The sequence below is a fragment of the Burkholderia sp. AU15512 genome, assembly GCF_002223325.1.
GTDB lineage: Bacteria > Pseudomonadota > Gammaproteobacteria > Burkholderiales > Burkholderiaceae > Burkholderia.
In genome coordinates, this window is the sequence record NZ_NKEX01000006.1 from 1,393,056 (window position 1) to 1,416,242 (window position 23,187).

The following is a 23,187-nucleotide window of genomic DNA, read 5'->3' on the forward strand; positions in this document are numbered from 1 at the left end:
AAGCTGAAGGGCCATTAAATCCGTGACTGAATAGACCACTATGCCGCGAGGCAAAGCCGCGATTCCGCTTGATCTGCCGTGCCCGGCCGGGCTGTCCGCGGGCAGTCCGCAGTCGAAGCAGGAATGCATCGCCGACGCGCTGCGCGACGCGATCCTGAAGCGCCTGCTGCCCGGCGACAGCCCGCTGCCGTCCAGCCGTACGCTTGCCGCGCGCTGGGGCGTCGCCCGGGGGACCGTCGAAGCGGCGTACGACCGGCTGTGCTCCGAGGGCTACATTGCCCGCACGCAAGGGTCGGGGTCGCGGGTATGCGCGGTGGTGCCGGACAGCTATCTGCGCGCGGCCGCGCAATCGCGCGACACCAATGGCTTTCCCCCTTCCGACGCACGCCCCGCGCCAGTGCGCCCGACCGACGACGCCGCGCCGGAACAAGGCGTGCGCCCGGGCGTCCCGTTCGTCGCGCGGCTTGCCGATCCCGGCCTGCTGCCGATGCAGCAATGGAAGAAGGCGCTCGGGGCCAGCCTGCTTGCCGCGACCGCGCACGACCTCGGGGCCACGCCGGCGCAAGGCGTCGAAAGCCTGCGCGACGAAATCGCCGCCTACCTGCGCGAATACCGCGGCATCCCGTGCGACGCCGGCGACATCTTCATCACGACCGGCATCCGCCATTCGATCGACCTCGTCGCGCGCACGCTGCTCGCGCCCGGCTCGACAGTGCTGATGGAGGATCCCGGCTATGCGTCGGCGTGGCAGATCTTCACGATCGCGGGCGCGACCGTGATCGACGTGCCGGTCGATCGGGAAGGCATCGACACTGCGTCGCTGGACCGCTATCCCGAGGCGCGCGCGGCGTACGTGACGCCTGCCCATCAGGCGCCGCTCGGCGTGACGATGTCGGTGTCGCGCCGGCTCGAACTGCTCGACTGGGCGCAGCGCACCCGTGCATGGATCATCGAGGACGACTACGACGGCGAATTCAGCTACCAGACCGCGCCGCTGCCCGCGCTGAAATCACTCGACGCGTGCAATCGCGTGATCTACTGCGGCTCGTTCAACAAGACGCTGTTCTCGGGCCTGCGCATCGGCTTCATGGTCGTGCCCGCGGAACTGCGGCCGGCGCTGTCGGCCGTGTGGCATGCGACCGCGCGCTCGGTCGGCGTGGCGCCGCAGCTGGCGCTGGCCCGCTTCATCGCGCACGGCGATTTTGCGAAGCACCTGCGCGCCGCGCGTCACGCGTACCGCCAGCGGCGCGACCTCGTGCTCGACCAGCTGGCGAAACACGCGGGCGGGCGGTACACGGTGTCCGGCGAGCATGCGGGCTTTCATTTCGTGCTGTGGCTGCCGCCCGGGATGGACGACGCGACGTACGTCGCGCAAGCCCAGGCGGACGGCGTCGAATTGCAGCCGATCCGCGGATTCTGTCGAAGCGCCCGGTGCGAAGCGGGCGTGGTCGTCGGGTATTCCGCGCTGACGGCCGCGCACGCGCGGCATGGCGGCCGGCTGCTCGGCAAGCTGCTCGCGCAACCCGCCTAGCCGCGCCTGTCATCGTTGCCGCGCCCCGCGGCAACCCGCCGCTCTCCCTTGTCCAGCCGTGCCGCGCGCTGCGAAACGCGCGGCCGCCGCCGCTTCGACCTCGGGAAATCCATGACACGAACGACACGATTGTGAACAGAAATGAAAGCGGGCTGAAAGTGCGCCGCAATTAACATCCGCTCCACTCGAACAACACCTAGACGTAACTGGAGGAAGACATGCCGTTTGCACCGAAGCACCTCGCCGCCGCGCTGGCGGTCGTTCTGGGCACTGCCGCCGGCAGCGCCGCCGCGCAGGTTCCGGCCGGGTATCCGGGGAGCTACCAGGGCGTCATCGACGCCGCGAAGAAGGAAGGCAAGCTGATCGTCTACTCGACGACCGACACGGGCCTCGTGCGCCCGCTGATCAAGGACTTCGAAAGCCTGTACGGCGTGAAGGTCGAGTACAACGACATGAACAGCACCGAGCTGTACAACCGCTACATCAGCGAGAACGCGGCGAGCAGCACCAGCGCCGACGTGCTGTGGAGCTCGGCGATGGACCTGCAGGTCAAGCTCGTCAACGACGGCCTGATGGCGTCGTACGATTCCCCCGAAAGCGCGAACCTGCCGCAATGGGCGCAGTACCAGAAGCAGGCCTACGGCACGACGTTCGAGCCGCTCGCGATCGTCTACAACAAGCGCCTGATCCCCGAGAACGAAGTGCCGAAGACGCGCGCCGAGCTGATCAAGCTGCTCGCGTCGCAACCGGACAAGTTCAAGGGCAAGCTCACGACGTACGACGTCGAGAAATCCGGCGTCGGCTTCAACGCGCTGACGCAGGACGCGCACCTGAACGAGAAGGTCACATGGGAACTCGTGAAGGCGATCGGCGCGACCGGCCCGAAGCTGCAGTCGAGCACCGGCGCGATGATGGAGCGCATCTCGTCGGGCGAGAACCTGATCGGCTACAACATCTTCGGATCGTACGCGTACGCGAAGGCAAAGAAGGACAAGTCGATCGGCTACGTGTTTCCGAAGGACTACACACAGATCGTGAGCCGCCTCACCACCATCTCGAAGAAGGCGAAGAATCCGAACGCCGCGAAGCTGTGGGTCGACTACCTGCTGTCGAAACGCGGCCAGACGCTGATCGCGAACCAGGCCAACCTGTACGCAATCCGCACGGACGTGACCGGCGAAACGTCGGCCGCGGGCCTCACGAAGGAACTCGGCGATTCGCTGAAGCCGATCCAGATCGGCACCGGCCTGCTCGTCTATCTGGACCAGTCGAAGCGGCTCGCGTTCCTGAAGCAATGGCAGCAGGCGATCAAGGGCTGATCCGCTGATCCACTGACCGGCTTCGGCCGGCCAATGGCCGCCCGCCACGTCGCGCGGGCGGCCCCTTCCCCATACCGACTTCCTAGAGGCGGCCATCCGGATGGCCGCAGGGGCGAACTCATGCTTTCAACCAGCACACGCGGATCGGTGCCTGCCGTTCCGCCCGCCACCGGCCCGCGCGACGCGATTCCCGCGCTGCCGGTCAGCAGCCTGCAGCCGCTCGCCGGCATGCTGCGCTGGATCGTCGTCGCGGTACTGACCATCGCGGTCGCGCTGCCGCTCGGCTTCATCCTGTTCCAGAGCCTGCTGTCCGCACCGTTCTTCGATGCGAACAAGACGCTCGGCATCGAAGGCTTCCGTTTCGTCTTCAGCGACCCCGATTTCTGGTCGGCCGTGAAGAACTCGTTCATCATCGCCGGCGGGATGCTGTTCATCTCGATCCCGCTCGGCGGCATCCTCGCGTTCCTGATGGTGCGCACCGACTTGCCCGGCCGCCGCTGGCTCGAACCGCTGCTGCTCACGCCGGTGTTCGTGTCGCCGATGGTGCTCGCGTTCGGCTACGTGGTCGCGGCCGGCCCGGTCGGCTTCTACTCGGTGTGGTTCAAGGCACTGTTCGGGGTGCAAAGCGTGCCCTGGAACGTGTACTCCGTCTTCGCGATCACTATGATCGTCGGCCTCACGCACGTGCCGCACGTGTACCTGTACTCGTCGGCCGCGCTGCGCAACCTCGGCTCGGACGTCGAGGAAGCCGCGCGCGTGACGGGCGCCCGCCCGTTCCGCGTCGCGCTCGACGTGAGCCTGCCGATGACGATGCCCGCGCTGCTGTTCGCCGGCGTGCTGGTGTTCTTCCTCGGCTTCGAGGTGTTCGGGCTGCCGCTCGTGCTCGGCGATCCGGAAGGCCACCTCGTGCTCGCGACCTACCTGTACAAGCTGACCAACAAGCTCGGCGTGCCGTCGTATCACCTGATGGCCGCGGTCGCGGTGTGCATCGTCGCGATCACGTTCCCGCTCGTGCTGCTGCAGCGCCGCCTGCTGAAGACCGCGAACCGCTTCGTCACCGTGAAGGGCAAGGCCGGCCGCGCGACCGTGCTGCCGCTCGGCGTATGGCGCTGGGTCGCGCTCGCGATCGTCGCGCTGTGGCTGATGCTGACCGTGATCGTGCCGATCTCGGGCATCGTGCTGCGCGCGTTCGTGACCAACTGGGGCGAAGGCGTCGCGCTCGCCGAGGTGCTCACGCTGTCGAACTTCATCGAACTGTTCGAGCAGGACAACCTGGTGCGCGCGATCGTCAATACGCTCGGTATCGGCGTGATCGGCGGCGCGCTCGCGATCGGCTTCTACTCGCTGGTCGCGTTCGCCGGCCACCGCCGCCCCGACTGGGCCACCAAGCTGCTCGATTACCTGGTGCTGCTGCCGCGCGCGGTGCCCGGCCTGCTCGCCGGTCTCGCGTTCCTGTGGATCTTCCTGTTCGTCCCGGGCCTGCGCGAGCTGAAGAACTCGATGTGGAGCATCTGGATCGCGTACACGGTCGTGTGGCTCGCGTACGGGATGCGGCTCATCCAGAGCGCGCTGCTGCAGGTCGGCCCCGAGCTCGAGGAAGCCGGCCGCAGCGTCGGCGCGACGCGCAGCCGCGTGTCGCTCGACGTGACGCTGCCGCTCGTGCGTTTCGGCCTGCTCGCCGCGTGGCTCCTGATCTTCATGATCTTCGAGCGCGAATACTCGACGGCCGTCTACCTGCTGTCGCCCGGCACCGAAGTGATCGGCGCGCTGCTCGTGTCGCTGTGGGCGACCGGCGCCGTCGACCAGGTCGCCGCGCTTTCTGTCATCAACATTGCGATGGTCGGCGCCGGTCTCGGCGTGGCCCTGCGTTTCGGAGTGAAACTTCATGGATAAGCTCATCGTCGACGACCTGCACCTCAGCTACGGCACCAATCCGATCCTCAAGGGCGTGTCGTTCGAACTGAAGGCCGGCGAAGTCGTGTGCCTGCTCGGCGCGTCGGGCAGCGGCAAGACCACGCTGCTGCGCGCGGTGGCCGGCCTCGAACAGCCGTCCGACGGCCGCATCCAGCTCGACGACCGCGTGTTCTTCGACGGCGCGCAGCGCGTCGACCTACCCGTCGAGCAGCGCTCGCTCGGCCTCGTGTTCCAGTCGTACGCGCTGTGGCCGCACCGTACCGTCGCCGACAACGTCGGTTACGGGCTCAAGCTGCGCCGCGTCGCACCGGCCGAACAGAAGCGCCGCGTGCAGTCCGCGCTCGACCAGCTCGGCCTCGGCCATCTCGCGGAACGCTTCCCGCATCAGCTGTCGGGCGGCCAGCAGCAACGCGTCGCGATTGCGCGCGCGCTCGTCTACAACCCGCCGGTGATCCTGCTCGACGAACCGCTGTCGAACCTCGACGCGAAGCTGCGCGAGGAAGCGCGCGCATGGCTGCGCGAGCTGATCGTATCGCTCGGGCTGTCGGCCCTGTGCGTGACGCACGACCAGACCGAAGCGATGGCGATGTCCGACCGCATCCTGCTGCTACGCAACGGCCGCATCGAGCAGGAAGGCACGCCGGCCGAGCTGTACGGCGCGCCGCGCTCGCTGTACACGGCCGAGTTCATGGGCAGCAACAACCGGATCGACGCGCGCGTCGCGGCCATTGACGGCGAACGCGTGACGCTCGCCGGCGACGGCTGGGAACTGCAGGCGCTCGCCCGCGACACCTTCGCGCCGGGCCAGGACGCGCAGGCCGTGATCCGCCTCGAGCGTGTGCAGGTCGCTGACGGCCCGGGTGCGAACCGGCTGCAAGCCGACCTCGTCACGTCGATGTATCTCGGCGACCGCTGGGAATACCTGTTCCATTGCGGCGAAATGCGCCTGCGCGCATTCGGTCACGTGCCGCGCGCAGCGGGCAAGCACTGGATCGAATTCCCGGCCAACGACTGCTGGGCGTTCGCGAAAGCGGGCTGACCCCGTCGCGGCGGCCCACGCGCCGCCGCGCATGCATTCGCGCACACATCCCTTCGCGCCCCGCATCGGCGCGACGCGTACCCGTTTTCTGTTTCAACCCGCCCACAAAAACCAAGGAGACACCGTCAAAATGAAGTCACGCGTAGAACGTTCGATTCGAACAGTAGTCCTCACCGGTTCGGCCGCGGCAGCCTGTATCGCCGTGCCGGCCGCGCACGCGCAGTCGTCGGTCACGATCTACGGGATCATGGACGCCGGCATCGAGTTCGCCAACCACGCGGCGCCGGAAGGCGGCAATTCCGTCAAGCTCAAGTCGGGCAACAAGAACACGTCGCGCTGGGGCTTGCGCGGCGTCGAGGATCTCGGCGGCGGGCTGAAGGCGGTGTTCCGGCTGGAAAGCGGGATCGACCTCGCGAACGGCGCGTCCGACGACGGCCCCGACTCGATCTTCGCGCGCCGCGCGACGGTCGGCCTGAAAAGCAAATGGGGCGAACTGACGCTCGGCCGCAACTTCACCGTCACGTACGACTACATGATGCCGTTCGACCCGATGGGTTATTCGCAGAACTACTCGTGGGCCTCGTCGTCGATGGCGACCGGCGGTCGCAAGGACGGCATGTTCACGCGCTCGTCGAATGCGGTGCGCTACGACGGTGAATTCAGCGGCTTCAAGTTCGGCGCGTTGTACGGCTTCGGCAACGTGCCGGGCAGCATGAAGACCAGCTCGAAATACGACTTCGCGGCCGGCTACGAAACAGGCCCGTTCGCCGCGGTGGTCGCGTTCGACCGGCAGAACGGCGCGGCCGACAGCGTCACGCCGGCCGATGCGGTCAACTATATCCAGGGGATTCATGCCGGCCTGAGCTACGACTTCGGCAACCTGAAGACGATGGCCGGCTATCGCAACTACAAGCGCACGTATCGCACGAGCGCCGCGAACCAGTTGAGCGACATGTACTGGGTCGGCGGCTCGTATCAGTTCACGCCGACGTTCTCGCTGATCGGCGCCGTGTATCACCAGAACATCAAGGGCGGCACCGATGCCGATCCGACGCTCGTGTCGATGCGCGCGCAATACGCGCTGTCGAAGCGCACGGTGCTGTACGCAGCCGGTGCGTTTGCGATCGGGCAGCATGGGCAGAAGGTCGGTGTATCGCGCGATGTCAACGGGTACGGCACCACGCAGGTCGGGGTGACGGCCGGGATTCAGCAGCGGTTCTGAGGCTGATGCGGCGGGTGGCGGCGCGTGCGTTGCGTCGCTGCGCCGCGTTGCCCGTTCGCTCGCGATGGGCCACCGTTCCCGTGGTTGTTGCACGAAGCGTGATCGCCGGACCCATCGGTATCGTGAGGAGATCACGCGCGTAAACGGTGCCCGCCGTGCGTTCAGCCACGCGGTGCACCGCCTCTTCTTCATCTGCCCTCGCCCATCGTGAACACCGATCGCACGAGGCTGCTCGTATCGCCCCAATGCACGCCGACGTCTGCCAGCGGCACTGCCCGCGTCTCGATCGCCAGGCCCGCCGGCCCGGCCGCGTCGAACACGCCGCGCACCGAGGCCAGCAGGCGCGGCAGCGATACACTGCCGAGGCCGCTGCCCATCAGCTCGATCGCGGTCGCGCGCAGCACCGCGCCCGGCAACAGCACATCCGCGCCGCCGATCGAGCCGATCTGCACGAAGCGCAGCCGGCGGCCTTCGGGCGTTGCCTTCGCCGCAGCAACCAGCAGCGTCTGCGCGCTGGCACCCCACAAATAGTCGAGCACAACGTCGACGCCTGCGCGGAAGTGTGGCTCGAGCGCACGCGCCAAATGCGCGTCGTCCTGCTGCAGCGACACGACGGCATCCGCGCCCGCGTTCAGCAATGCCTGCAGCGCGGCCGCGTTGCGGCCAGTCGCGATCACCTTCGCGGCGCCGAGATGCTTCGCGATCCGCACCGCCAGCCGCCCCGACGTACCCGTCGCGCCGTTGACGAGCACCGTCTCGCCCGCGACGAGCCGGGCGCGCTCGGTCAGCGCGGCCCACGACGACATTCCGGGAATCGCGATCGCCGCGGCCGTGATGTCGTCGAGCGCGTCGGGCAACGGCACGCACCGCGCATCGGGCACGATCGTGCGCTCGGCCATCGCGCCGAACGGTGCGGGCGCTCCGAAGAAATAGACGCGCTGCCCGTCGTCGAGGCGGCCCACGCCGTCGACGCCGACGACGAACGGATAACGCCCTTCCGATGAATAATGCGTACCGGACGCCCGCCCCTGCGCGATCCGGCTCAGCGCGGACGCCGTCACGTCGATCAGGCAATGGCCCGGCATCGCGCGCGGCGCGTCGAATTCCATATGGGCGGGACGCTCGCCGGCGCCCGTCACGACTGCTGCTTTCATGGTGACTCCTTGAATCGGGATACTCGATCGACAGTTCCGGCGCGTGTCAATGCGCTTCGAGCCACGCGCGCAGCGCGGGATCGCGTACGTCCAGCACGTCGAACAGGCCAAGTGCGCGCAACGCGGGCAACGCGTCGATCGTGTCGGCTTCCGCGCGCGCCCGGTCGGCAGGCGCGGCGTTCGGGTCGGTCAGCACTCGCGCGTTGACCAGGAACGCGCCGACGGTGCCCTTGCGGATCGTCGTTCCGTCGGCCTCGATCCGGTCGGCATGGTCGGGAAGCATCTGTTCGGCTCGCATCGTGTCGTACTCCGGTTGTCATCGATGGATGCAGTGTAGGCGTGCGAATTCGGCCGATCTCCGGTATAACGGCCATTCGATACCGCTATCCGGCCATGTCCGATCCCCTCCTGCCCGCCCGATTCGTCACGTCCGACGACGGCCCGTTCGTCGTCGCGGCTGTCCTGTCGCAACGCGATCCTCGCGTGACGCCACCCCACTCGCACGCGCGCGGCCAGCTCGTCGGCGCGCTGAGCGGGCTGCTGACGATCGGTCTCGACGATCAGGACTGGGTCGTGCCGGCGATCCATGCAATCTGGATTCCGCCGCATTGCCGGCATTCGCTGCGCTCGTTCGGACCGATTTCCGGCTGGTCGGCGTTCGTTGCCGAAGCACGCTGCGCGGCGCTGCCGGATACGCCGCGCGCGATCCGCACGACGCCGCTGCTGCGCGAGGCCGTGCAGCGGGCGGCGAGTTGGGAGGGTTCGGCGCTGGATGCCGCTCGGACGCGGATCGCCGACGTGATCCTCGATGAAATCGCGTCATCGGAAATCGAGGCGCTTGGGCTGGTGCGGCCGCAAGACCCGCGGCTGATGAAGATCACCGATGCGCTTGCCGCGGATCTCGCGGACAACCGGCGGCTGGAGGAATGGGCCGAATGGGCGGGCATCAGTGCGCGGACGATGAGCCGCCGCTTCGTCGCGGAAACAGGGCTGACGTTCGCGCAGTGGCGTCAGCAGGCGAGGCTGCTGAAGGCGCTTGAGCGCATTGCCGACGGCGTGCCGGTGACGACGATTGCGCTCGACCTCGGGTACGACAACGTGAGCGCGTTCATCGACATGTTCCGGCGGGCGTTGGGGACGACGCCGGGGAGGTATATGGCGGATGGGCCGCCGACTCCAAGCGCTGCATAGCGAGTAATTCGCGTATAGCATCGACCCAACTCATCGCACAACAGCTATCCAATGGATTTCCCGATAGGCTTTGAACACCTTGCAAGTCTGAGCCATGCCCGGGCGGTGCAGATTATCGAGATAATAACTGCATTGGGCATCCCCCGATTCATCAAACATGATGTCCGCTCGAGTTGCTCCGCGAGCAAATCGGAACGATTGCGCAGCAAACGTACTTGTCGAGAATGTGTCTGCTTTAGCGTCTAATCACACACGAAAATCGCGAATCGCTTTCACGGGCCCGGGACCGCTTCTTTGCCAGATTACCGACAGCTACGGCAACATCGCCGTGAATCGATCAAAATGTGTAGGCGGGAGTTTAATCTCTCCACCACTATCAACGGCAGTATCGAATATCAAGGATTCCTTAGTCCACACCAAGCGGACGGCATCCGGATACTCGTAAGTCCGCTCGGCAAGCAATCGCATGTCGGATGTCCGATAGAGTCGCAAAAGAATCCGATCTCTTCCCAGGTACGCATATTGCGCCGTGTAACGGCCCCCATCGTTCCTCGATCGCTCGGTATCAAAATGTGTTGCATGAGCACGTATGCGCGCATCCTGATAGTAAGAGCCGGCCCAGCACAGAAAAGTGACAAATGCCAGAGCAAAACCTAGCGTCTTCATTCGTGCTTTCATTCGCGTGAAACGCCCCTCTTTATGCGACATCCCATACAAAACAACCGTCAGAATACATGCAATTACTACAATCACCACAATTTCCGCGAGCACAAGAATTCCCGCCCCTTGCATAGCAGTGGCCAAGCCATTCATTCAAAATACACCGTTATTGGTTTAGCCAGCATGATTGGCTTATAGTCGGAAAAAATTATGAAATCTCCCCCTCGGCGGTACTTAGCTTGCCACTCTCTGAACGAGCGATTTCGAACCGGATAGTATGTTTTCCCGGGTTCATAGAGGTTCGCGGCCGTGCCGCCTGCCACTATGGGAAAATCAAACCAGGGCTGATCCGCAAGATTCGCCGCCGCGTAAATCGGCACGATTATCACGCCGCCTTTTCCCCAATGGCCTAGATACTGTGACCGCGAATCCTCAGGCCCTTCAAAGGAATAACCATCTCTCACGTATACGACGATATGCGTAACCGTCGCGCTATTATTCTCAGCATCGAAAGTAGCGCGAGCCACTGCCGCATAAAAATTGAACGCCCCCAATGCACCAGTAAGATCGTCGGGAACGCCACCTTCCGGAAACCGTCGAACAGCCTGCAATGCTTTCTGTTCAAATGAACTCTCCACCGCCGCTCGCTGGAACTGGAATTTCTTGTGTAGTTTTCGGATATCGTTTCCGCTTATTTCCCACGGTGATACGCCCCCGATACTGCTATATCGAACAAGAATATCCTTAAGTATTTCGTATGCGAGCGGACTATATATGGCGGCATTTATGAGATAATCATATTGCTTTTTTGCACGCACATGCCTAAGAACCCAATCTAGTTTAATGGTGGTTCGATCGACCATCGACTCAGGGTAGAGCTCGCCATTCTGGTTGATCTCGTTCTGCTGATCCTTTGGTGTGATCGAATAGTTAAGCTCTCCAGAAAACCATCGCTCCATCAGCTTCGCCGAAACCGGCATATGCTCCTTGCGCATAGCGTCTGGGATTTGCTGAATATCGAAAGGCGGCACTTCCCTTTCCTTCTCCGCCGGTTTCGGTCGCTTGGGCGGATCAGGCGCATCCAACCATTGCTTGAAGCGTGAAAATGCACCCGCAATTCTTTCGATGTCGTCCACCATCTTATCGAACGAATCCCGCTTGTCGGCCCGTGCGATGGGCGTAGATGGCTTTACTGGTGACGCCTTCACTGGGGGAGCCATTGCCATTGATAAACCGACATCGCACACCGGGATGCCTGCATCGTCCCCCTCACATCGCTTCCACGTCCAAACTAGCTTGTTGATCTTGAAGTATGGAATCCTATTGTTATAGCGCGTCATGCTTTCACTCGGATTGTAGAGTCGTCGACCTTACAATGCCGCACGAAACCCAACAATGCCGCGCACCACCACTCATCAACAGTGCCCCATCGAGCGAGTCACAGCAAACTTACAGAAGCACTTGTCGCGCTTGCCTGTCACGGGCCAGATAGTCGAACTAAATCCTTCCCGACCATTGTCGACAACTGCAAACGGCGAACTTGTCATTCGTAGACCATCCGCAACGCCTGAGCCCACCTTGCGTCGGCACTCGCCTGACCGCGCTCTGCCTTGTGATGCCTCAAATCGGAAAAGCGTATGCGCCGATGCTTGACTATGGCAACGCATCCGGTTCAAGCAGCGTGACCGGGTGGGGACGAGAAGCATTGAGAAATTTTGCCGCTTCCTGGGTCGTCAATTCCGCATGAATGGGTACACCTTGACCGCGTTTCGGTCGGCCAACTCCGCGAGGATGTTCACCAAAAGACCCAAAGCAGGCGTCGGAAGCTCAACCGGATGCTCGCGATTCTGCCGTCGAAGATCTGAATGGGCTGCAAATCGGTTCCCGTTGCGAGATAAACCGTCGGCATGCGCGGCCTTTCGTCAGTCGCCTGCATCCCGCGCTCGACGGGCAAGCCCACTTGGCTCAATACGTCCCATCCCCCTTCTTCACGGCCCCCTCCCCCTTGAACAGCGCAGCCAACCGCTCCGCGCCCCTTGCCAGCAGTGTCGTATCCACCCCGACCGCGACGAACAACGCCCCCGCCTCCAGATAGCGCCGCGCGGCCGCCTCATCGGCGCTCAGAATGCCCGGCGCCTTGCCGGCCGCCTTGATCGTCCGGATCGCGCCGTCGATTGCCGCCTGCACATCCGGATGCCCCGGATTGCCGAGATGCCCGAGATCGGCCGCGAGATCCGCCGGCCCGATGAACACGCCGTCCACATCTTCGACCCGCGCGATCGCATCGATCGCGTCGAGCCCCGCCCGCGTCTCGACCTGCACGAGCACGGCCATCTCGTCGTTCGCGCGATGCAGGTAGTCACCGACGCGATTCCACCGCGACGCACGCGCCAGCGCGCTGCCGACGCCTCGAATACCATGCGGCGGATAACGCGTCGCCGCCACCGCCGCGCGCGCCTCGTCGGCACTCTGCACCATCGGCACGAGCAACGTCTGCGCCCCGAGGTCGAGCACCTGCTTGACGATCACCGGATCGTTCCACGGCACGCGCACGACCGGCTGCGATGGATACGGCGCGATCGCCTGCAGTTGCGCGAGAATCGTCGGCACCGTGTTCGGCGCATGCTCGCCGTCGATCAGCAGCCAGTCGAAACCGGCGCCCGCAACCACCTCGGCGCTGTACGGATTCGCGAGCCCGAGCCACAGCCCGATCTGCGCGTCGCCACGCGCGAGCGCCGTCTTGAAGACATTCGAAGGAATCTGCATCGCTCGCTCACCTCACTCGAAGTAGCACTGGATCGTCCCGAGCGGGCCGTAGTCGACGCTGAACGTATCGCCCGGCCGCGCCGCGCACGGCCGCGTGAACGAGCCGGCGAGCACGATCTGCCCCGGCTCCAGCGCGACATCGAAGCGCGCCAGCCGGTTCGCGAGCCACGCGACGCCGTTCGCCGGATGGTTCAGCACGCCTGCCGCGACGCCCGTTTCCTCGACCACGCCATTACGCGACATGATCGCCGCGACCCAGCGCAGGTCGACGTCCTGCGGTTTCACCGGCCGCCCGCCGATCACGACGCCCGCGTTCGCCGCGTTGTCGGCGATCGTGTCGAACACCTTGCGCGGCCGCTTCGTGTCGGGGTCGATCGACTGGCTGCGCGCGTCGATGATCTCGAGCGCCGGCACCACATAGTCGACCGCGTCGTACACGTCGAAGATCGTGCAGTCCGGGCCGGTGAGCCGCTTGCCGAGCACGAACGCGAGCTCAACCTCGACGCGCGGCACGATGAAGCGGCCGGTGGGAATCGTGCCGCCGTCGGCGAAGAACATGTCGTCGAGCAGCGCGCCGTAGTCGGGCTCGTCGATCTGCGACGTGTTCTGCATCGCCTTCGACGTCAGGCCGATCTTGTGGCCCTTCAGCGTGCGGCCTTCCGCGAGCTTGAGGGCGACCCACGTGCGCTGGATCGCGTACGCGTCGTCGATCGTGATGTCGGGATGGTCGAGCGAGATCTGGCGGATCTGCTTGCGCTCGCGCTCGGCGTCGTGCAGACGCTGCGCGAGCTGGTCGATGATGGCGGGTTCGAGCATGGTCGGATCGGGAATGGGGTTCAGCCGGCCCGCTTGTAGCGGGCGTGAATGTTGTTGTGCTTGTACGAGCCGCTTTCGCTGAACTCGGTCAGCTCCATCGACAGCGCCAGGTAGCGTTTCGCGTACAACTCCGCGAAATGCGCGTTGATCGCATCGAACAGTGCGTCGCACGCGGCCTTTTTCTGCTCGTCGGTACGGCCCGAGCCGATCTTGAGCGTCACGTGGACGAACGCGTCGTCCTCCGTGCCGTCGGCCACGCAATAGTCCTGCAGCTCGATCGCGCGCGAGCGGATGCCGCCCGTCGGGAACACGCCGCCCTGTGCGATCAGCGTGGCGTTGATCGTGCGCAGCAGCGCGGGAATGCGCGCGTCGTCGCGAATGTTCGCGGTGTATTCGACGACGATATGGGGCATGGCGGGTCTCCTGTCGAAGGCGTGGCACAGCGCTCAGGCGAGCGGAAAGATCGCATTGATCTGCCCGGTGCCCGAACTCGCGAAATAGTCGGTGACGATCTCGACGGGCTTGTCGTAGCGATCCCAGCCGAGCAAGCCGAGCAGCATCGCGGTGTCGTGCATCCCGCCTTCGCCGTGGCAATGCGTGTTGTACTCGGGCAGCATCGCGCAGAAGGTCTTGAAGTCCCCCTGCTTCCACAGCTCGACCACGCGCAGGTCGACCTGCCGGAAGAATTCGCGGCTGATCTCGTGAATCGATTCCTCGGGACTGCCGTTGTCGTTGAATCGGTGCGACAGCGACCCGCTCGCGAGGAACGCGACGTTCGAGTCGCTCTTCTCGATCGCTTCGAGCAGCGCCTCGCCGAAGCGCCGGCTTTCATCGAGCTGATGCCACATGCACCAGCCGGCGATCGACACGACCTTGAAGTGCTGGTCGGCGTTCATGTAGCGCATCGGCACCAGCGTGCCGTATTCGAGTTCGAGGCTGTCGATCTCGTGCGCGCGGGTCGCGATCCCGCGCTCGCTGGCCGTCTCGGCGATCAGCCGGCCGAGCGCCGGGTTGCCCGGATACGCGTACTGCATGTCGCGGATGAAATGCGGCAGCTCGTTGCTCGTGTACGTGCCCGAGAACTGCGCATTGCAGTTCACGTGATAGCCGGCGTTGACGAGCCAGTGCACGTCCGACACGACGATCGTGTCGACGCCGAGCGCGCGACAGCGCTCGCCGATCAGTTGATGGCCGCGGATCGCCGCTTCGCGGCAGCCGTGATGCCTGCCGGGCAGTTCCGACAGGTACATCGACGGCACGTGCGTGATTTTCGCGGCGAGGGACAGTTTGCCCATCGTTCAAGTCTCCGTATGGTTCTTTCGTGCTGCCGACGACCGTCGCCCGTCACACGCCCCAGCGCGGAATGTGGTGCGAACCCATCGAGATGCACACGTTCTTGATTTCCGCGAACACCTCGAAGCTGTATTCGCCGCCCTCGCGCCCGGTGCCCGACTCCTTCACGCCGCCGAACGGCTGGCGCAGATCCCGCACGTTCTGGCTGTTCACGAACACCATCCCGGCCTCGATGCCGCGTGCGAGGCGATGCACCTTGCCGACATCCTGCGTCCAGATGTACGAGGCAAGCCCGTACGACGTGTCGTTCGCGAGCCGCAGCCCTTCTTCCTCGTCCTCGAACGGGATCAGGCACGCGACCGGCCCGAAGATCTCTTCCTGCGCGACGCGCATCCGGTTGTCGACGTCGGCCAGCACGGTCGGCCGCACGAAGTTGCCGTTGCGCAGATGGTCGGGCAGGCCCGCCGGCTTGTCCGCGCCGCCCGCGACCACGCGCGCGCCTTCCTGCTCGCCGATGCGGATATAGCCCGTCACCTTCTCCCAGTGCTGGCGTGTGATCATCGCGCCGAGATTCGTGGCGGGATCGGACGGATCGCCGACCACCAGGTTGTTCGCGCGGCGCGCGAATTCCTGCACGAAGCGGTCGTAGATCGTGCGCTGCACGAAAATCCGCGAGCCGGCCGTGCAGCGTTCGCCGTTGATCGAGAAGATCGTGAACAGCGACGCGTCGAGCGCGCGATCGAAATCGGCGTCGTCGAAGATCAGCACCGGCGACTTGCCGCCGAGCTCCATCGAATACTTCTTGAGACCGGCACGCTCCATGATCCGCTTGCCGGTCACCGTGCCGCCGGTAAACGACACCGCACGCACGTCCGGATGGCGCACGAGTGCATCGCCGGCCGTCGCGCCATAACCCTGCACGACGTTGAGCACGCCGGGCGGAATGCCGGCTTCGAGCGCGAGGCGGCCGAGCTGGTCGGCCGTCAGCGGCGACAGTTCCGACATCTTCAGCACGGCCGTGTTGCCGAGCGCGAGACACGGCGCCGTCTTCCACGTCGCGGTCATGAACGGCACGTTCCACGGCGACACCAGCGCACACACGCCGACCGGCTGGTACAGCGTGTAGTTCAGCATCTGGTCGTCGACCGGATAAGTGCGGCCGTTCATCTGCACGCACACTTCCGCGAAGAAGTTGAAGTTCTCCGACGCGCGCGGAATCAGTTGCTTGCTCGTCTGCGCGATCGGCAGGCCGGTGTCCTGCGTCTCCAGCGCCGCGAGCATCGGCACGTTCTTCTCGATCAGCTCGCCGAGCTTGCGCATCAGCTTCGCGCGCTCCTTGGCGGGCGTGTTCGCCCATTTCGGGAACGCTTCCTTGGCGGCGCGCACAGCCGCATCGACTTCGGCCTCGCCGCCCGATGCGACTTCGGTGATGACCTCGCCCGTCGCGGGATTCAGCGTCGTGAACGTCTCGCGGCTCTCGACTTCGCGGCCGTCGATCCAGTGCTTGATGGTCATGCTCTCTCCTTGGGCGACGGGCTCAGCCGGCGCGATAGTAGTCTGCTTCGCCGACGATCGTGTTCACGAGCCGGCCAATCCCTTCGATCTCGGTCACGACCTCGTCGCCCGGCTTCGTGTCCGCCAGCCCCTCGGGCGTGCCGGTCAGGATCAGGTCGCCCGGCGAGAGCGTCATGAAGCCGCTGATGTGCTCGATCAGCGCGGGCACGTCGAAAATCATGTCGCGCGTGCTGCCGCGCTGCGTCTCCTGGCCGTTCACCGTCGTGCGCAGCGTCAGGTCGCCCGCATCGCCGATCTCGTCGCGGCTGACGAACCACGGGCCGAGCGGCGTGCAGGTGTCGCGGTTCTTCACGCGCAGGTTCGGGCGGTAGTAGTTCTCGAGATAGTCGCGGATCGCGTAGTCGTTCGCGACCGTATAGCCGGCCACGTAGTCGAGCGCCTGCGCGCGGCTCACGTTGCGCGCGGGCCGGCCGATCACGACGGCCAGTTCGCACTCGTAATGCATGTGGGTGGCATCCGCCGGGCGCACGGTGCGCGACCGGTGGCCGATGAACGTGTTCGGCCCCTTCAGGAAGATCAGCGGCTCGCTCGGCGCCTTGAAGGCGAGTTCCTTCGCGTGGTCGGCGTAGTTGAGGCCGAGCGCGAACGTCGTGCGCGGCGCGACGGGCGGCAGCCATTCGACCGCCTCTTCCGCGACGACGCGCCCCGTATCGAGGCGGATCGCACCGTCGCCGGCCGGTTCGGCCGCATGCAGTGCGCCGTTGTAGATCACGCGCGCCGTCTTCATCGTGCTTCCTCCGCGATCAGCGTGTGCCGCAACGTGCCGATGCCGGCGGCCGAAATCTCGATCGTGCTGCCCGCGCGGGCGCGCGGTGCGCCGCCGGCAACGCCGAGCAGCAGGACATCGCCCGCGTCGAAGGACATGAACGCCGTCACGTCGGCGATCAGCTCAGGCACGGGCCGAATCAGCGTGGCCGTCGAGGCAGACACGGCCACCTCGCCATCGATCCGCACGGTCAGGCCGATCGCGTCGACCTCGCCCAGCGCAGACGCCGGCACGATGGCCGGGCCCAGCGGGCAGAAACCGTCGCGGCACTTGAAGCGCACGGCCGGACGGTAGTAATCCGGGTGCGGCACCGACACATCGCTTGCGAGCGTGAAGCCGTGCACATAGTCGAGCGCGCGTTCGGCCGGCACGCGCGTCGCGCGGCGAGCAAACACGACGGCCATCGACGCACCGATCTCCAGCGCGTCGACGCCGGCCGGCACGACGACGGCCGCGCCGTCGCTCGCATGCGTGTTGGCGGGCTTGATGTACAGGATCGGCGCCTGCGGCGGGCGGCCGTAAGGAGGTGCGTTAACGGCATCGCCGAGCGCGTCGAGCGCCGCGCGCTCGTTGAGCAGCGCACCGTAGACGGTACCGATGGCGACCGGCAACGGCGGCGCCGCGGCGGTCGTGCAAGACAGCTTCATGCGTCATTCCCCTGCCGCGCGTCGCGGCGCATCGTCAATAGTTAATATCTTAAGTAAACAATCGAACGCTGGCAACCTCGATTACCCTGATACGCGAAATTCACTACCCGCGGCTGTTAAGATTGATGCGTCCCCGTCCTCCGCTCTCCCCGATGAACCGTACGCTCGACCACCGCAACCTGGCCATGCTGCTGCTCGAGGCCCGCGAAACGCTGATGGGTCTGTTTCGCCCCATTCTCAAGGAATTCGCGCTGACCGAACAGCAATGGCGGATCATCCGCGTGCTCGACGGCGAACCGGCGCAGGCGCTCGAAGCGGGACAGATCGCGCGGCGCTGCTGCATCCTGAGCCCGAGCCTGACCGGCGTGCTGGAACGGATGGAGCGCGACGGCCTGATCACGCGCACGCGCGCGCAGGAAGATCAGCGCCGGCTGCTGGTCAGCCTGACGCCGCAAAGCAGGAAACTGGTCACGGAAATCGGTCCGCGGATCGACGAGCAGTACCGGCAGCTCGAATCGCGGTTCGGCCAGGACGGCCTCGAAGACATCTATCGCGCGCTCGACCGGCTCATCGAGCTCGGCGGCAACACGTGAAAACGGCGCCCGTTCCCGCCAACCGCGGGAACGGGCGCCGGTGCGGCGCGGGCGATCAGTGCACCGCGCCGCGTATCAGTTCGGTCACGGCCACGCCGCGCGACGTGCGCATGCATTCCTCGACGTAATCGATGAACGGCAGCGGCTCGAAATCTATTTCGTCGCGCACGCGGCGGTTGTCGAACACGCGATCGACCGTCGCGAATTCCCCGCAGCGCTGGAGTGCCCGGCCGATCACGCGTTCGAGTGCCGGATCGGTCCGCCCCAGCACATCGCGCACCACGAGCGGCAACTCGGCCGGCGCACACGCCGCGTAGCGCGGCGCGCCCGTCATCCCTGCCGCCTCGTCCATCGCCCGCACGATCTGCGCGACCTGCGGCGCCTCGTCGCCGGCCGACACGTGATACAGGTCGTGCGCGAGCGTCGGCTTGACGGCCAGCAGCATCGTCGCACGCGCCACGTCGTCCACCGACACGATGTCGATGCGGGTCATCGGCCGCGCGGTGAAGCGGCGCGCGGCATGCGCGAGCCGGAACATCCAGAACGAATTCGGCGCGGGCCGCGTGCCGAGCACCGTGTGGCCGACCACATGCGACGGCCGCACCACGACGAGCGGCAGCCCGAGCGCCCGCAGCCGCTGCTCGGTCTCGGCCTTCGCATGCAGGTAGTCCGCCGCGAGCACCGCACCCGGCAGGCCTTCTGCGTCGCGCGCGCCGTCGTTCGCCGCAGCGGCCGCGGCTTCTTCCTGCACGATGCCGCCGCGGCCCGCATGCGCATAGGCTGTGCCGACGTACACGAAGCGCTGCAGGCGCGGCGCCCGGGCGAAGCGTTCGGCGAAGCGCACCGCATCGGCGATGTCGGCGCGCAGGTGCGCGCCGTCGGCCGGCGACGCATGGCCTGCACAATGAATCACGTGCGTCGCGGCGGCGAGGCGCGGCGCGTCGGCGCCCTGCCACACGTCGCCGAGCGCACCGACGATCACGTTCGCATCGGTCAGGCGCGACGCCCAGTACGGCGCCAGCCCCGCGCGCAGCGCCGCTTCGCGCAGCCGCGCGACGGCGTGGCCGCGATCCTGCGCCCGCACGACGCAGACGATGCGCTCGAGCAGCCCCGCATTGACGAGCGCCGTCAGCACGGTACTGCCGATGAAGCCGGTTGCGCCGGTCAGCACCAGCCGCCCGACGTTCGCCGCCGCGACCGGTGCGCTGGCCGGCGACACGAGGCTCGTCCGCCAGTTGAGCGACAACGCGGTTTTCCAGATCAGCACGATAGTCTCCTTCGAAGAGTCGGCCGGGCGGCGCGACGCCCGCGGTTGCGGGCTGCGCACGGCTCACCGGCCGGGCCGGGGCCTGACGCGCGCCCCGGCAGTCCCGATCGGGCGTGCGGCCCGCGATCGCGTCGATCGCGTCTCTGGCACGAGGCGGCGGCAGCCGCCGAGGACGGGCGTCCGCGGCAGTGGATCGGGAAGATCCCAGTGTGGGGCCCGACCGCAGGCAAGTCTGTCCCGAAAGTTTCGTGAAAGTGTGCCGATTTGTATGGGATTGTCGGAGTCTGTCGTACCGGGCGCGCCGTCAACCTGCCGCAACATCCGATCGGCCCGCGTTTCGACGACAGCGTGCCGCCCCGGTCGGCCCGGTTTCCCCGGCGGGTCCTGCGCGACAGATCGACGCGCCTCGCGGCCCTGTCATCCCATGTCTCGATGATCGGCCGCCCCCCATCGGCACCGCGATCGCCGGTACGCATGTGTTTGCGCGTGCCCGGCCGGAATAACCATGAATCGTCAGACGTCGTTCCATCTGAAATCGCAATGGACTCGCTATGAATTTATTGCGGATTATCACTTGCGTTTCACACCAGTCTATCTAGACTGATCAAGTCAAAACGGTCGAATGTGTCATTTTTTTAGGAGACGATCACAATGCGCCTCACCATTCGGATTAATGGCAGCGAATCGGCAACCCGGCATGCCTTCGCGGTACTGTGGGTCGATACCGACGAGGGCCTGTGGTCGCGCGAGGCACATCAGGGCATGGATCTTCCGACCTGGGGCAAGGTCCGCGACGTCGAGGGCGCAATGGCGCTCTGCGCGGCCGACAGCGGGAATGCCGTGTGCCAGTTGAAGGGACTGTCGTTCGATGCGACCCAGCGCGAACAGGGCCCCGCGGTGCTCGCCGGCAATCACCCCGGCGCGTGGCGACTGCAGGCTGTCGATCGTTGCACGAGCGAGCCGGAATACCGGGAATTCATTTCCGTCGCCCGATAGAAATTATCGATGTAATTCGTCTGCGGTTTTCGGGTTTATTCCGGTTTCAGCGATATTCATTTCGATATTCAGCATTAACGGCGCCCCACTTCGGGGCGTTTTTCATTTTCCGGTTTAAAGAAATAACCGCGGGCCGGTCAATTGATCGCACACCGGGGGACCGGCCTCGATCCATACCTGAAATCCCCGGCCGCCCCCCGTTCTGCACGTCGCAAGTCACCCGAGTTTCATCGTCACCTGCTTCGGGAAAATATCGCTCACTCCCCCTTTTTCACCCGGTGTCAGCGCGCCGATACCCGCGTTTTCTCGGGGCCGGAACATACTTTCCCCACACGGCGATTACTCATTTATTACAATCGCATTATTCAGACTGACTCGCCGCCCCCGGGCGGCCCGACCCGGCCATTGCATGAGCGTGAAAAAGAAGACCCACCCCGCCGATCCGTACGCGGCCGCGACCAAGCATCCGATGCTTGCGTCACGCCTGCCGATGTGGCGCTCGAAACTGATCGTGATCATCGTGTTCCTCGCGTTCGCCGCGCTGATCGGCCGCGCCTTCTGGGTGCAGGTCGCGAACAAGGAGTTCTACGTCGGCCAGGGTCAGAAACGCTACCAGCGCACGATCGAGCTCGATGCGACGCGCGGGCGCATCGTCGACCGCAACGGCGCGATGCTTGCCGTCAGCCTGTCGACCTATGAAATCTGGGCGAACCCGAAGCAGGTCGCCGACACCGATTACCCGCAGATCTCGAAGCTGCTCGACATGCCGCTCGTCGAGGTCAAGCGGCGCCTCGGCAACGACAAGACGTTCGTGCTGCTCAAGCGGCAGGTCGACGCGGACACCGCGGGCAAGCTCGACAAGCTCGCGATCGACGGCATCACGCAGATCGCCGATTCGAAGCGTTTCTACCCGGAAGGCGAATCGGCCGCGCACGTGGTCGGCTTCACGAACGTCGAGGACAAGGGGCAGGAGGGCGTCGAGCTCGCGGCGAATGCGCGCCTGGTGGGCACGTCCGGGCAGCGCGAAGTGATCCGCGACCGGCTCGGCCGTATCGTGTCGGACACGCGCCCGCTCGTCCCGGCGCAGCATGGCGCGACGATCGAACTGACGATCGACCGCCGCATCCAGCAGCTCGCGTTCAGCCAGCTCAAGGCGGCCGTGGTCGAGAACAACGCGGTGGCCGGCAGCGTCGTGGTGCTCGACGCGCAGAACGGCGAAATCCTCGCGCTCGCGAACTATCCGACCTTCGACCCGAACGACCGCGCGCGCCTCACCGGCCAGCAGTTGCGCAACCGCGCGGTGATCGACACGTTCGAGCCGGGCTCGACGATCAAGCCGCTCGTCGTCGCGCTGTCGATCGACGAGCGCAAGGTCACGCCGAACACGATCATCAACACGTCGCCGGGCACCTACAAGATCGGCCCGGCCGTGATCCACGACACGTCGAATCACGGGTCGCTGACGGTGTCGCAGGCGCTGCAGAAGTCGAGCAACGTCGCGCTCGCGAAGCTCGCGCTGAACCTGCCTGCCGAAACGATCTGGAACAAATACCAGGAATACGGCATCGGCCGCGCGCCGGAACTCACGTTCCCGGGCGTCGCGTCGGGCCGGCTGCGCGGCTACAAGCGCTGGCGGCCGATCGAGCAGGCGACGATGGCGTACGGCTACGGCCTGTCGATGTCGCTGCTGCAGATCGCGCAAACCTACACGGCCTATGCCGGCGACGGCACGCTGCACCCGGTGTCGCTGCTGAAGAACGGCACCGACCAGCAGACGATCGACGCGCATCGCGGCCACCGCGTGACGTCGCCGCAAACGGCCGCGGCGATCCGCTCGATGCTCGAGATGGCGGTCGGCGAAGGCGGCACGGGGCGCCGCGCGCGCGTCGACGGCTACCGGATCGGCGGCAAGACGGGTACCGCGCGCAAGCAGGTCGGCGCGACCTATGCGAAGGGCAAGTACCGCGCGCTGTTCGCCGGGATGGCGCCGATGAGCAACCCGCGCCTGATCGTCGCGGTGATGATCGACGAGCCGCGCGGCAAGGGCTACTACGGCGGCACGGTGGCCGGCCCGGTGTTCGCGTCGGTCACGAGCGGCTCGCTGCAACTGCTCGGCGTGCCGCCCGACGCGCCGGTCGAGCCCGAGAATACGCCGCCGGCGAAGGCCGTTGCGCCGCAAAAGACGGTGGCTGCACCGAAAGCGGCGGCGACGCAGGCCAAGACAGCCGCGGCGCCGAAAACCGCCGCATCCCTGAAGACTGCCTCGCCATCGAGCGCGCCGGCGCAGGCAAACACGGCGGCGGGTTGATCGGCGCAGCCCGCGCGACGTGCCGCCGTCCCGGCGCGCGCGTCACGCTCCGACGGCCTCGTCGCCGCCTCGGACTTCCCCGTCATCGGGCACCGTCATTCGATCCAGGAACGCAGCGCATCATTTGAGC

The 23,187-nt window shown here is 65.7% G+C and carries 21 protein-coding genes and 1 pseudogene; 9 read left to right on the top strand and 13 right to left on the bottom strand.

Going from position 1 to position 23,187, the window contains the following annotated elements; translation table 11 throughout:
- Positions 1–40: 40 nt before the first annotated feature.
- From pdxR to CFB43_RS25620, 5 genes are all read left to right on the top strand, one after another.
- Complete coding sequence (gene pdxR, locus CFB43_RS25600; RefSeq protein WP_089497092.1) at positions 41–1,531, top strand: MocR-like pyridoxine biosynthesis transcription factor PdxR; 1,491 nt, start codon at positions 41–43, stop codon at positions 1,529–1,531.
- Between the two features lie 218 nt (positions 1,532–1,749).
- On the top strand, positions 1,750–2,850 hold the full coding sequence (locus tag CFB43_RS25605) for an ABC transporter substrate-binding protein (protein WP_089427630.1): 1,101 nt from the start codon (positions 1,750–1,752) through the stop codon (positions 2,848–2,850).
- 120 nt (positions 2,851–2,970) lie between these two features.
- Entirely contained in the window at positions 2,971–4,743 is a 1,773-nt protein-coding gene (locus tag CFB43_RS25610; protein ID WP_089497093.1) for an ABC transporter permease, read from the top strand.
- Positions 4,736–5,803: an ABC transporter ATP-binding protein gene (locus CFB43_RS25615; RefSeq protein ID WP_089458085.1), complete on the top strand. Its 1,068-nt coding sequence runs from the start codon at positions 4,736–4,738 to the stop codon at positions 5,801–5,803. The genes CFB43_RS25610 and CFB43_RS25615 overlap by 8 nt, the downstream gene beginning before the upstream one ends.
- A 130-nt stretch (positions 5,804–5,933) precedes the next feature.
- Positions 5,934–7,025: a porin gene (locus CFB43_RS25620; protein WP_089497094.1), complete on the top strand. Its 1,092-nt coding sequence runs from the start codon at positions 5,934–5,936 to the stop codon at positions 7,023–7,025.
- A 188-nt stretch (positions 7,026–7,213) separates the two neighbouring features.
- Here the strand turns inward: CFB43_RS25620 and CFB43_RS25625 are convergent, their stop codons facing one another.
- Positions 7,214–8,179, bottom strand: coding sequence for a quinone oxidoreductase family protein (locus CFB43_RS25625; RefSeq protein WP_089497095.1), 966 nt, complete (start codon positions 8,177–8,179; stop codon positions 7,214–7,216).
- A gap of 46 nt (positions 8,180–8,225) precedes the next feature.
- Positions 8,226–8,477, bottom strand: a complete 252-nt coding sequence (locus CFB43_RS25630) for a hypothetical protein (protein ID WP_089497096.1) — start codon at positions 8,475–8,477, stop codon at positions 8,226–8,228.
- Positions 8,478–8,572: 95 nt separating this feature from the next.
- Here CFB43_RS25630 and CFB43_RS25635 point away from each other — a divergent pair, with 95 nt between their 5' ends.
- Positions 8,573–9,370, top strand: a complete 798-nt coding sequence (locus CFB43_RS25635; protein WP_089497097.1) for an AraC family transcriptional regulator — start codon at positions 8,573–8,575, stop codon at positions 9,368–9,370.
- Positions 9,371–9,682: 312 nt separating this feature from the next.
- On the opposite strand, the gene CFB43_RS25640 is transcribed toward CFB43_RS25635, so the two are convergent.
- The 10 genes and pseudogenes from CFB43_RS25640 to CFB43_RS25685 all read right to left on the bottom strand — a co-directional run bounded on the left by CFB43_RS25640 (position 9,683) and on the right by CFB43_RS25685 (position 17,893).
- The gene (locus tag CFB43_RS25640) at positions 9,683–10,183 is read right to left on the bottom strand and encodes a hypothetical protein (RefSeq protein ID WP_256990120.1); all 501 of its coding nucleotides are present in this window, start codon (positions 10,181–10,183) and stop codon (positions 9,683–9,685) included.
- Positions 10,180–11,370: a DUF6402 family protein gene (locus CFB43_RS25645; protein ID WP_179254901.1), complete on the bottom strand. Its 1,191-nt coding sequence runs from the start codon at positions 11,368–11,370 to the stop codon at positions 10,180–10,182. Before CFB43_RS25645 ends, CFB43_RS25640 begins: the two co-directional genes overlap by 4 nt.
- A 203-nt stretch (positions 11,371–11,573) precedes the next feature.
- Positions 11,574–11,966, bottom strand: a pseudogene (locus tag CFB43_RS38930) (DNA-binding protein).
- Positions 11,967–11,995: 29 nt separating this feature from the next.
- Positions 11,996–12,796: a 4-hydroxy-2-oxoheptanedioate aldolase gene (gene hpaI, locus CFB43_RS25655; RefSeq protein WP_089497099.1), complete on the bottom strand. Its 801-nt coding sequence runs from the start codon at positions 12,794–12,796 to the stop codon at positions 11,996–11,998.
- Positions 12,797–12,808: 12 nt separating this feature from the next.
- Positions 12,809–13,612, bottom strand: a complete 804-nt coding sequence (gene hpaH, locus CFB43_RS25660) for a 2-oxo-hept-4-ene-1,7-dioate hydratase (RefSeq protein WP_089497100.1) — start codon at positions 13,610–13,612, stop codon at positions 12,809–12,811.
- 20 nt (positions 13,613–13,632) lie between these two features.
- On the bottom strand, positions 13,633–14,025 hold the full coding sequence (locus tag CFB43_RS25665; RefSeq protein ID WP_089427640.1) for a 5-carboxymethyl-2-hydroxymuconate Delta-isomerase: 393 nt from the start codon (positions 14,023–14,025) through the stop codon (positions 13,633–13,635).
- 33 nt (positions 14,026–14,058) lie between these two features.
- Positions 14,059–14,907, bottom strand: a complete 849-nt coding sequence (gene hpaD / locus CFB43_RS25670; RefSeq protein WP_089497101.1) for a 3,4-dihydroxyphenylacetate 2,3-dioxygenase — start codon at positions 14,905–14,907, stop codon at positions 14,059–14,061.
- A gap of 49 nt (positions 14,908–14,956) precedes the next feature.
- Positions 14,957–16,420 carry a 5-carboxymethyl-2-hydroxymuconate semialdehyde dehydrogenase gene (hpaE, locus tag CFB43_RS25675; RefSeq protein WP_089497102.1) on the bottom strand — a complete coding sequence of 488 codons (1,464 nt, stop codon included), beginning with the start codon at positions 16,418–16,420 and terminating at the stop codon, positions 14,957–14,959.
- Between the two features lie 22 nt (positions 16,421–16,442).
- Complete coding sequence (locus CFB43_RS25680; protein ID WP_089474734.1) at positions 16,443–17,207, bottom strand: fumarylacetoacetate hydrolase family protein; 765 nt, start codon at positions 17,205–17,207, stop codon at positions 16,443–16,445.
- Positions 17,204–17,893 carry a fumarylacetoacetate hydrolase family protein gene (locus tag CFB43_RS25685; protein WP_089497103.1) on the bottom strand — a complete coding sequence of 230 codons (690 nt, stop codon included), beginning with the start codon at positions 17,891–17,893 and terminating at the stop codon, positions 17,204–17,206. Before CFB43_RS25685 ends, CFB43_RS25680 begins: the two co-directional genes overlap by 4 nt.
- Positions 17,894–18,045: 152 nt before the next feature.
- On the opposite strand from CFB43_RS25685, the gene hpaR reads away from it, so the two are divergent.
- Positions 18,046–18,486: a homoprotocatechuate degradation operon regulator HpaR gene (gene hpaR, locus CFB43_RS25690; RefSeq protein ID WP_039356885.1), complete on the top strand. Its 441-nt coding sequence runs from the start codon at positions 18,046–18,048 to the stop codon at positions 18,484–18,486.
- Between the two features lie 55 nt (positions 18,487–18,541).
- On the opposite strand, the gene CFB43_RS25695 is transcribed toward hpaR, so the two are convergent.
- Positions 18,542–19,753 carry an SDR family oxidoreductase gene (locus CFB43_RS25695; RefSeq protein WP_089497104.1) on the bottom strand — a complete coding sequence of 404 codons (1,212 nt, stop codon included), beginning with the start codon at positions 19,751–19,753 and terminating at the stop codon, positions 18,542–18,544.
- Between the two features lie 651 nt (positions 19,754–20,404).
- Between CFB43_RS25695 and CFB43_RS25700 the strand changes: the two genes are divergently transcribed.
- Positions 20,405–20,749 (top strand): DUF3564 family protein, encoded by a 345-nt coding sequence (locus CFB43_RS25700; protein WP_089474731.1) that lies wholly within the window; start codon positions 20,405–20,407, stop codon positions 20,747–20,749.
- A gap of 409 nt (positions 20,750–21,158) precedes the next feature.
- Positions 21,159–23,057, top strand: a complete 1,899-nt coding sequence (locus tag CFB43_RS25705; protein ID WP_089497105.1) for a peptidoglycan D,D-transpeptidase FtsI family protein — start codon at positions 21,159–21,161, stop codon at positions 23,055–23,057.
- Positions 23,058–23,187: the final 130 nt, after the last annotated feature.

Excerpts from the sequence above, each read along its gene's own strand:
- hpaD (WP_089497101.1), bottom strand. The coding sequence starts at position 14,907 with ATGGGCAAACTGTCCCTCGCCGCGAAAATCACGCACGTGCCGTCGATG.
- CFB43_RS25630 (WP_089497096.1), bottom strand. The coding sequence starts at position 8,477 with ATGCGAGCCGAACAGATGCTTCCCGACCATGCCGACCGGATCGAGGCC.
- CFB43_RS25685 (WP_089497103.1), bottom strand. The coding sequence starts at position 17,893 with ATGAAGCTGTCTTGCACGACCGCCGCGGCGCCGCCGTTGCCGGTCGCC.
- hpaR (WP_039356885.1), top strand. The coding sequence starts at position 18,046 with ATGAACCGTACGCTCGACCACCGCAACCTGGCCATGCTGCTGCTCGAG.
- CFB43_RS25700 (WP_089474731.1), top strand. The coding sequence starts at position 20,405 with ATGCGCCTCACCATTCGGATTAATGGCAGCGAATCGGCAACCCGGCAT.
- CFB43_RS25680 (WP_089474734.1), bottom strand. The coding sequence starts at position 17,207 with ATGAAGACGGCGCGCGTGATCTACAACGGCGCACTGCATGCGGCCGAA.
- pdxR (WP_089497092.1), top strand. The coding sequence starts at position 41 with ATGCCGCGAGGCAAAGCCGCGATTCCGCTTGATCTGCCGTGCCCGGCC.
- hpaH (WP_089497100.1), bottom strand. The coding sequence starts at position 13,612 with ATGCTCGAACCCGCCATCATCGACCAGCTCGCGCAGCGTCTGCACGAC.
- CFB43_RS25610 (WP_089497093.1), top strand. The coding sequence starts at position 2,971 with ATGCTTTCAACCAGCACACGCGGATCGGTGCCTGCCGTTCCGCCCGCC.
- CFB43_RS25645 (WP_179254901.1), bottom strand. The coding sequence starts at position 11,370 with ATGACGCGCTATAACAATAGGATTCCATACTTCAAGATCAACAAGCTA.
- hpaI (WP_089497099.1), bottom strand. The coding sequence starts at position 12,796 with ATGCAGATTCCTTCGAATGTCTTCAAGACGGCGCTCGCGCGTGGCGAC.
- CFB43_RS25620 (WP_089497094.1), top strand. The coding sequence starts at position 5,934 with ATGAAGTCACGCGTAGAACGTTCGATTCGAACAGTAGTCCTCACCGGT.
- CFB43_RS25605 (WP_089427630.1), top strand. The coding sequence starts at position 1,750 with ATGCCGTTTGCACCGAAGCACCTCGCCGCCGCGCTGGCGGTCGTTCTG.
- CFB43_RS25635 (WP_089497097.1), top strand. The coding sequence starts at position 8,573 with ATGTCCGATCCCCTCCTGCCCGCCCGATTCGTCACGTCCGACGACGGC.
- CFB43_RS25625 (WP_089497095.1), bottom strand. The coding sequence starts at position 8,179 with ATGAAAGCAGCAGTCGTGACGGGCGCCGGCGAGCGTCCCGCCCATATG.
- CFB43_RS25615 (WP_089458085.1), top strand. The coding sequence starts at position 4,736 with ATGGATAAGCTCATCGTCGACGACCTGCACCTCAGCTACGGCACCAAT.
- CFB43_RS25705 (WP_089497105.1), top strand. The coding sequence starts at position 21,159 with ATGAGCGTGAAAAAGAAGACCCACCCCGCCGATCCGTACGCGGCCGCG.
- hpaE (WP_089497102.1), bottom strand. The coding sequence starts at position 16,420 with ATGACCATCAAGCACTGGATCGACGGCCGCGAAGTCGAGAGCCGCGAG.
- CFB43_RS25640 (WP_256990120.1), bottom strand. The coding sequence starts at position 10,183 with ATGAATGGCTTGGCCACTGCTATGCAAGGGGCGGGAATTCTTGTGCTC.
- CFB43_RS25665 (WP_089427640.1), bottom strand. The coding sequence starts at position 14,025 with ATGCCCCATATCGTCGTCGAATACACCGCGAACATTCGCGACGACGCG.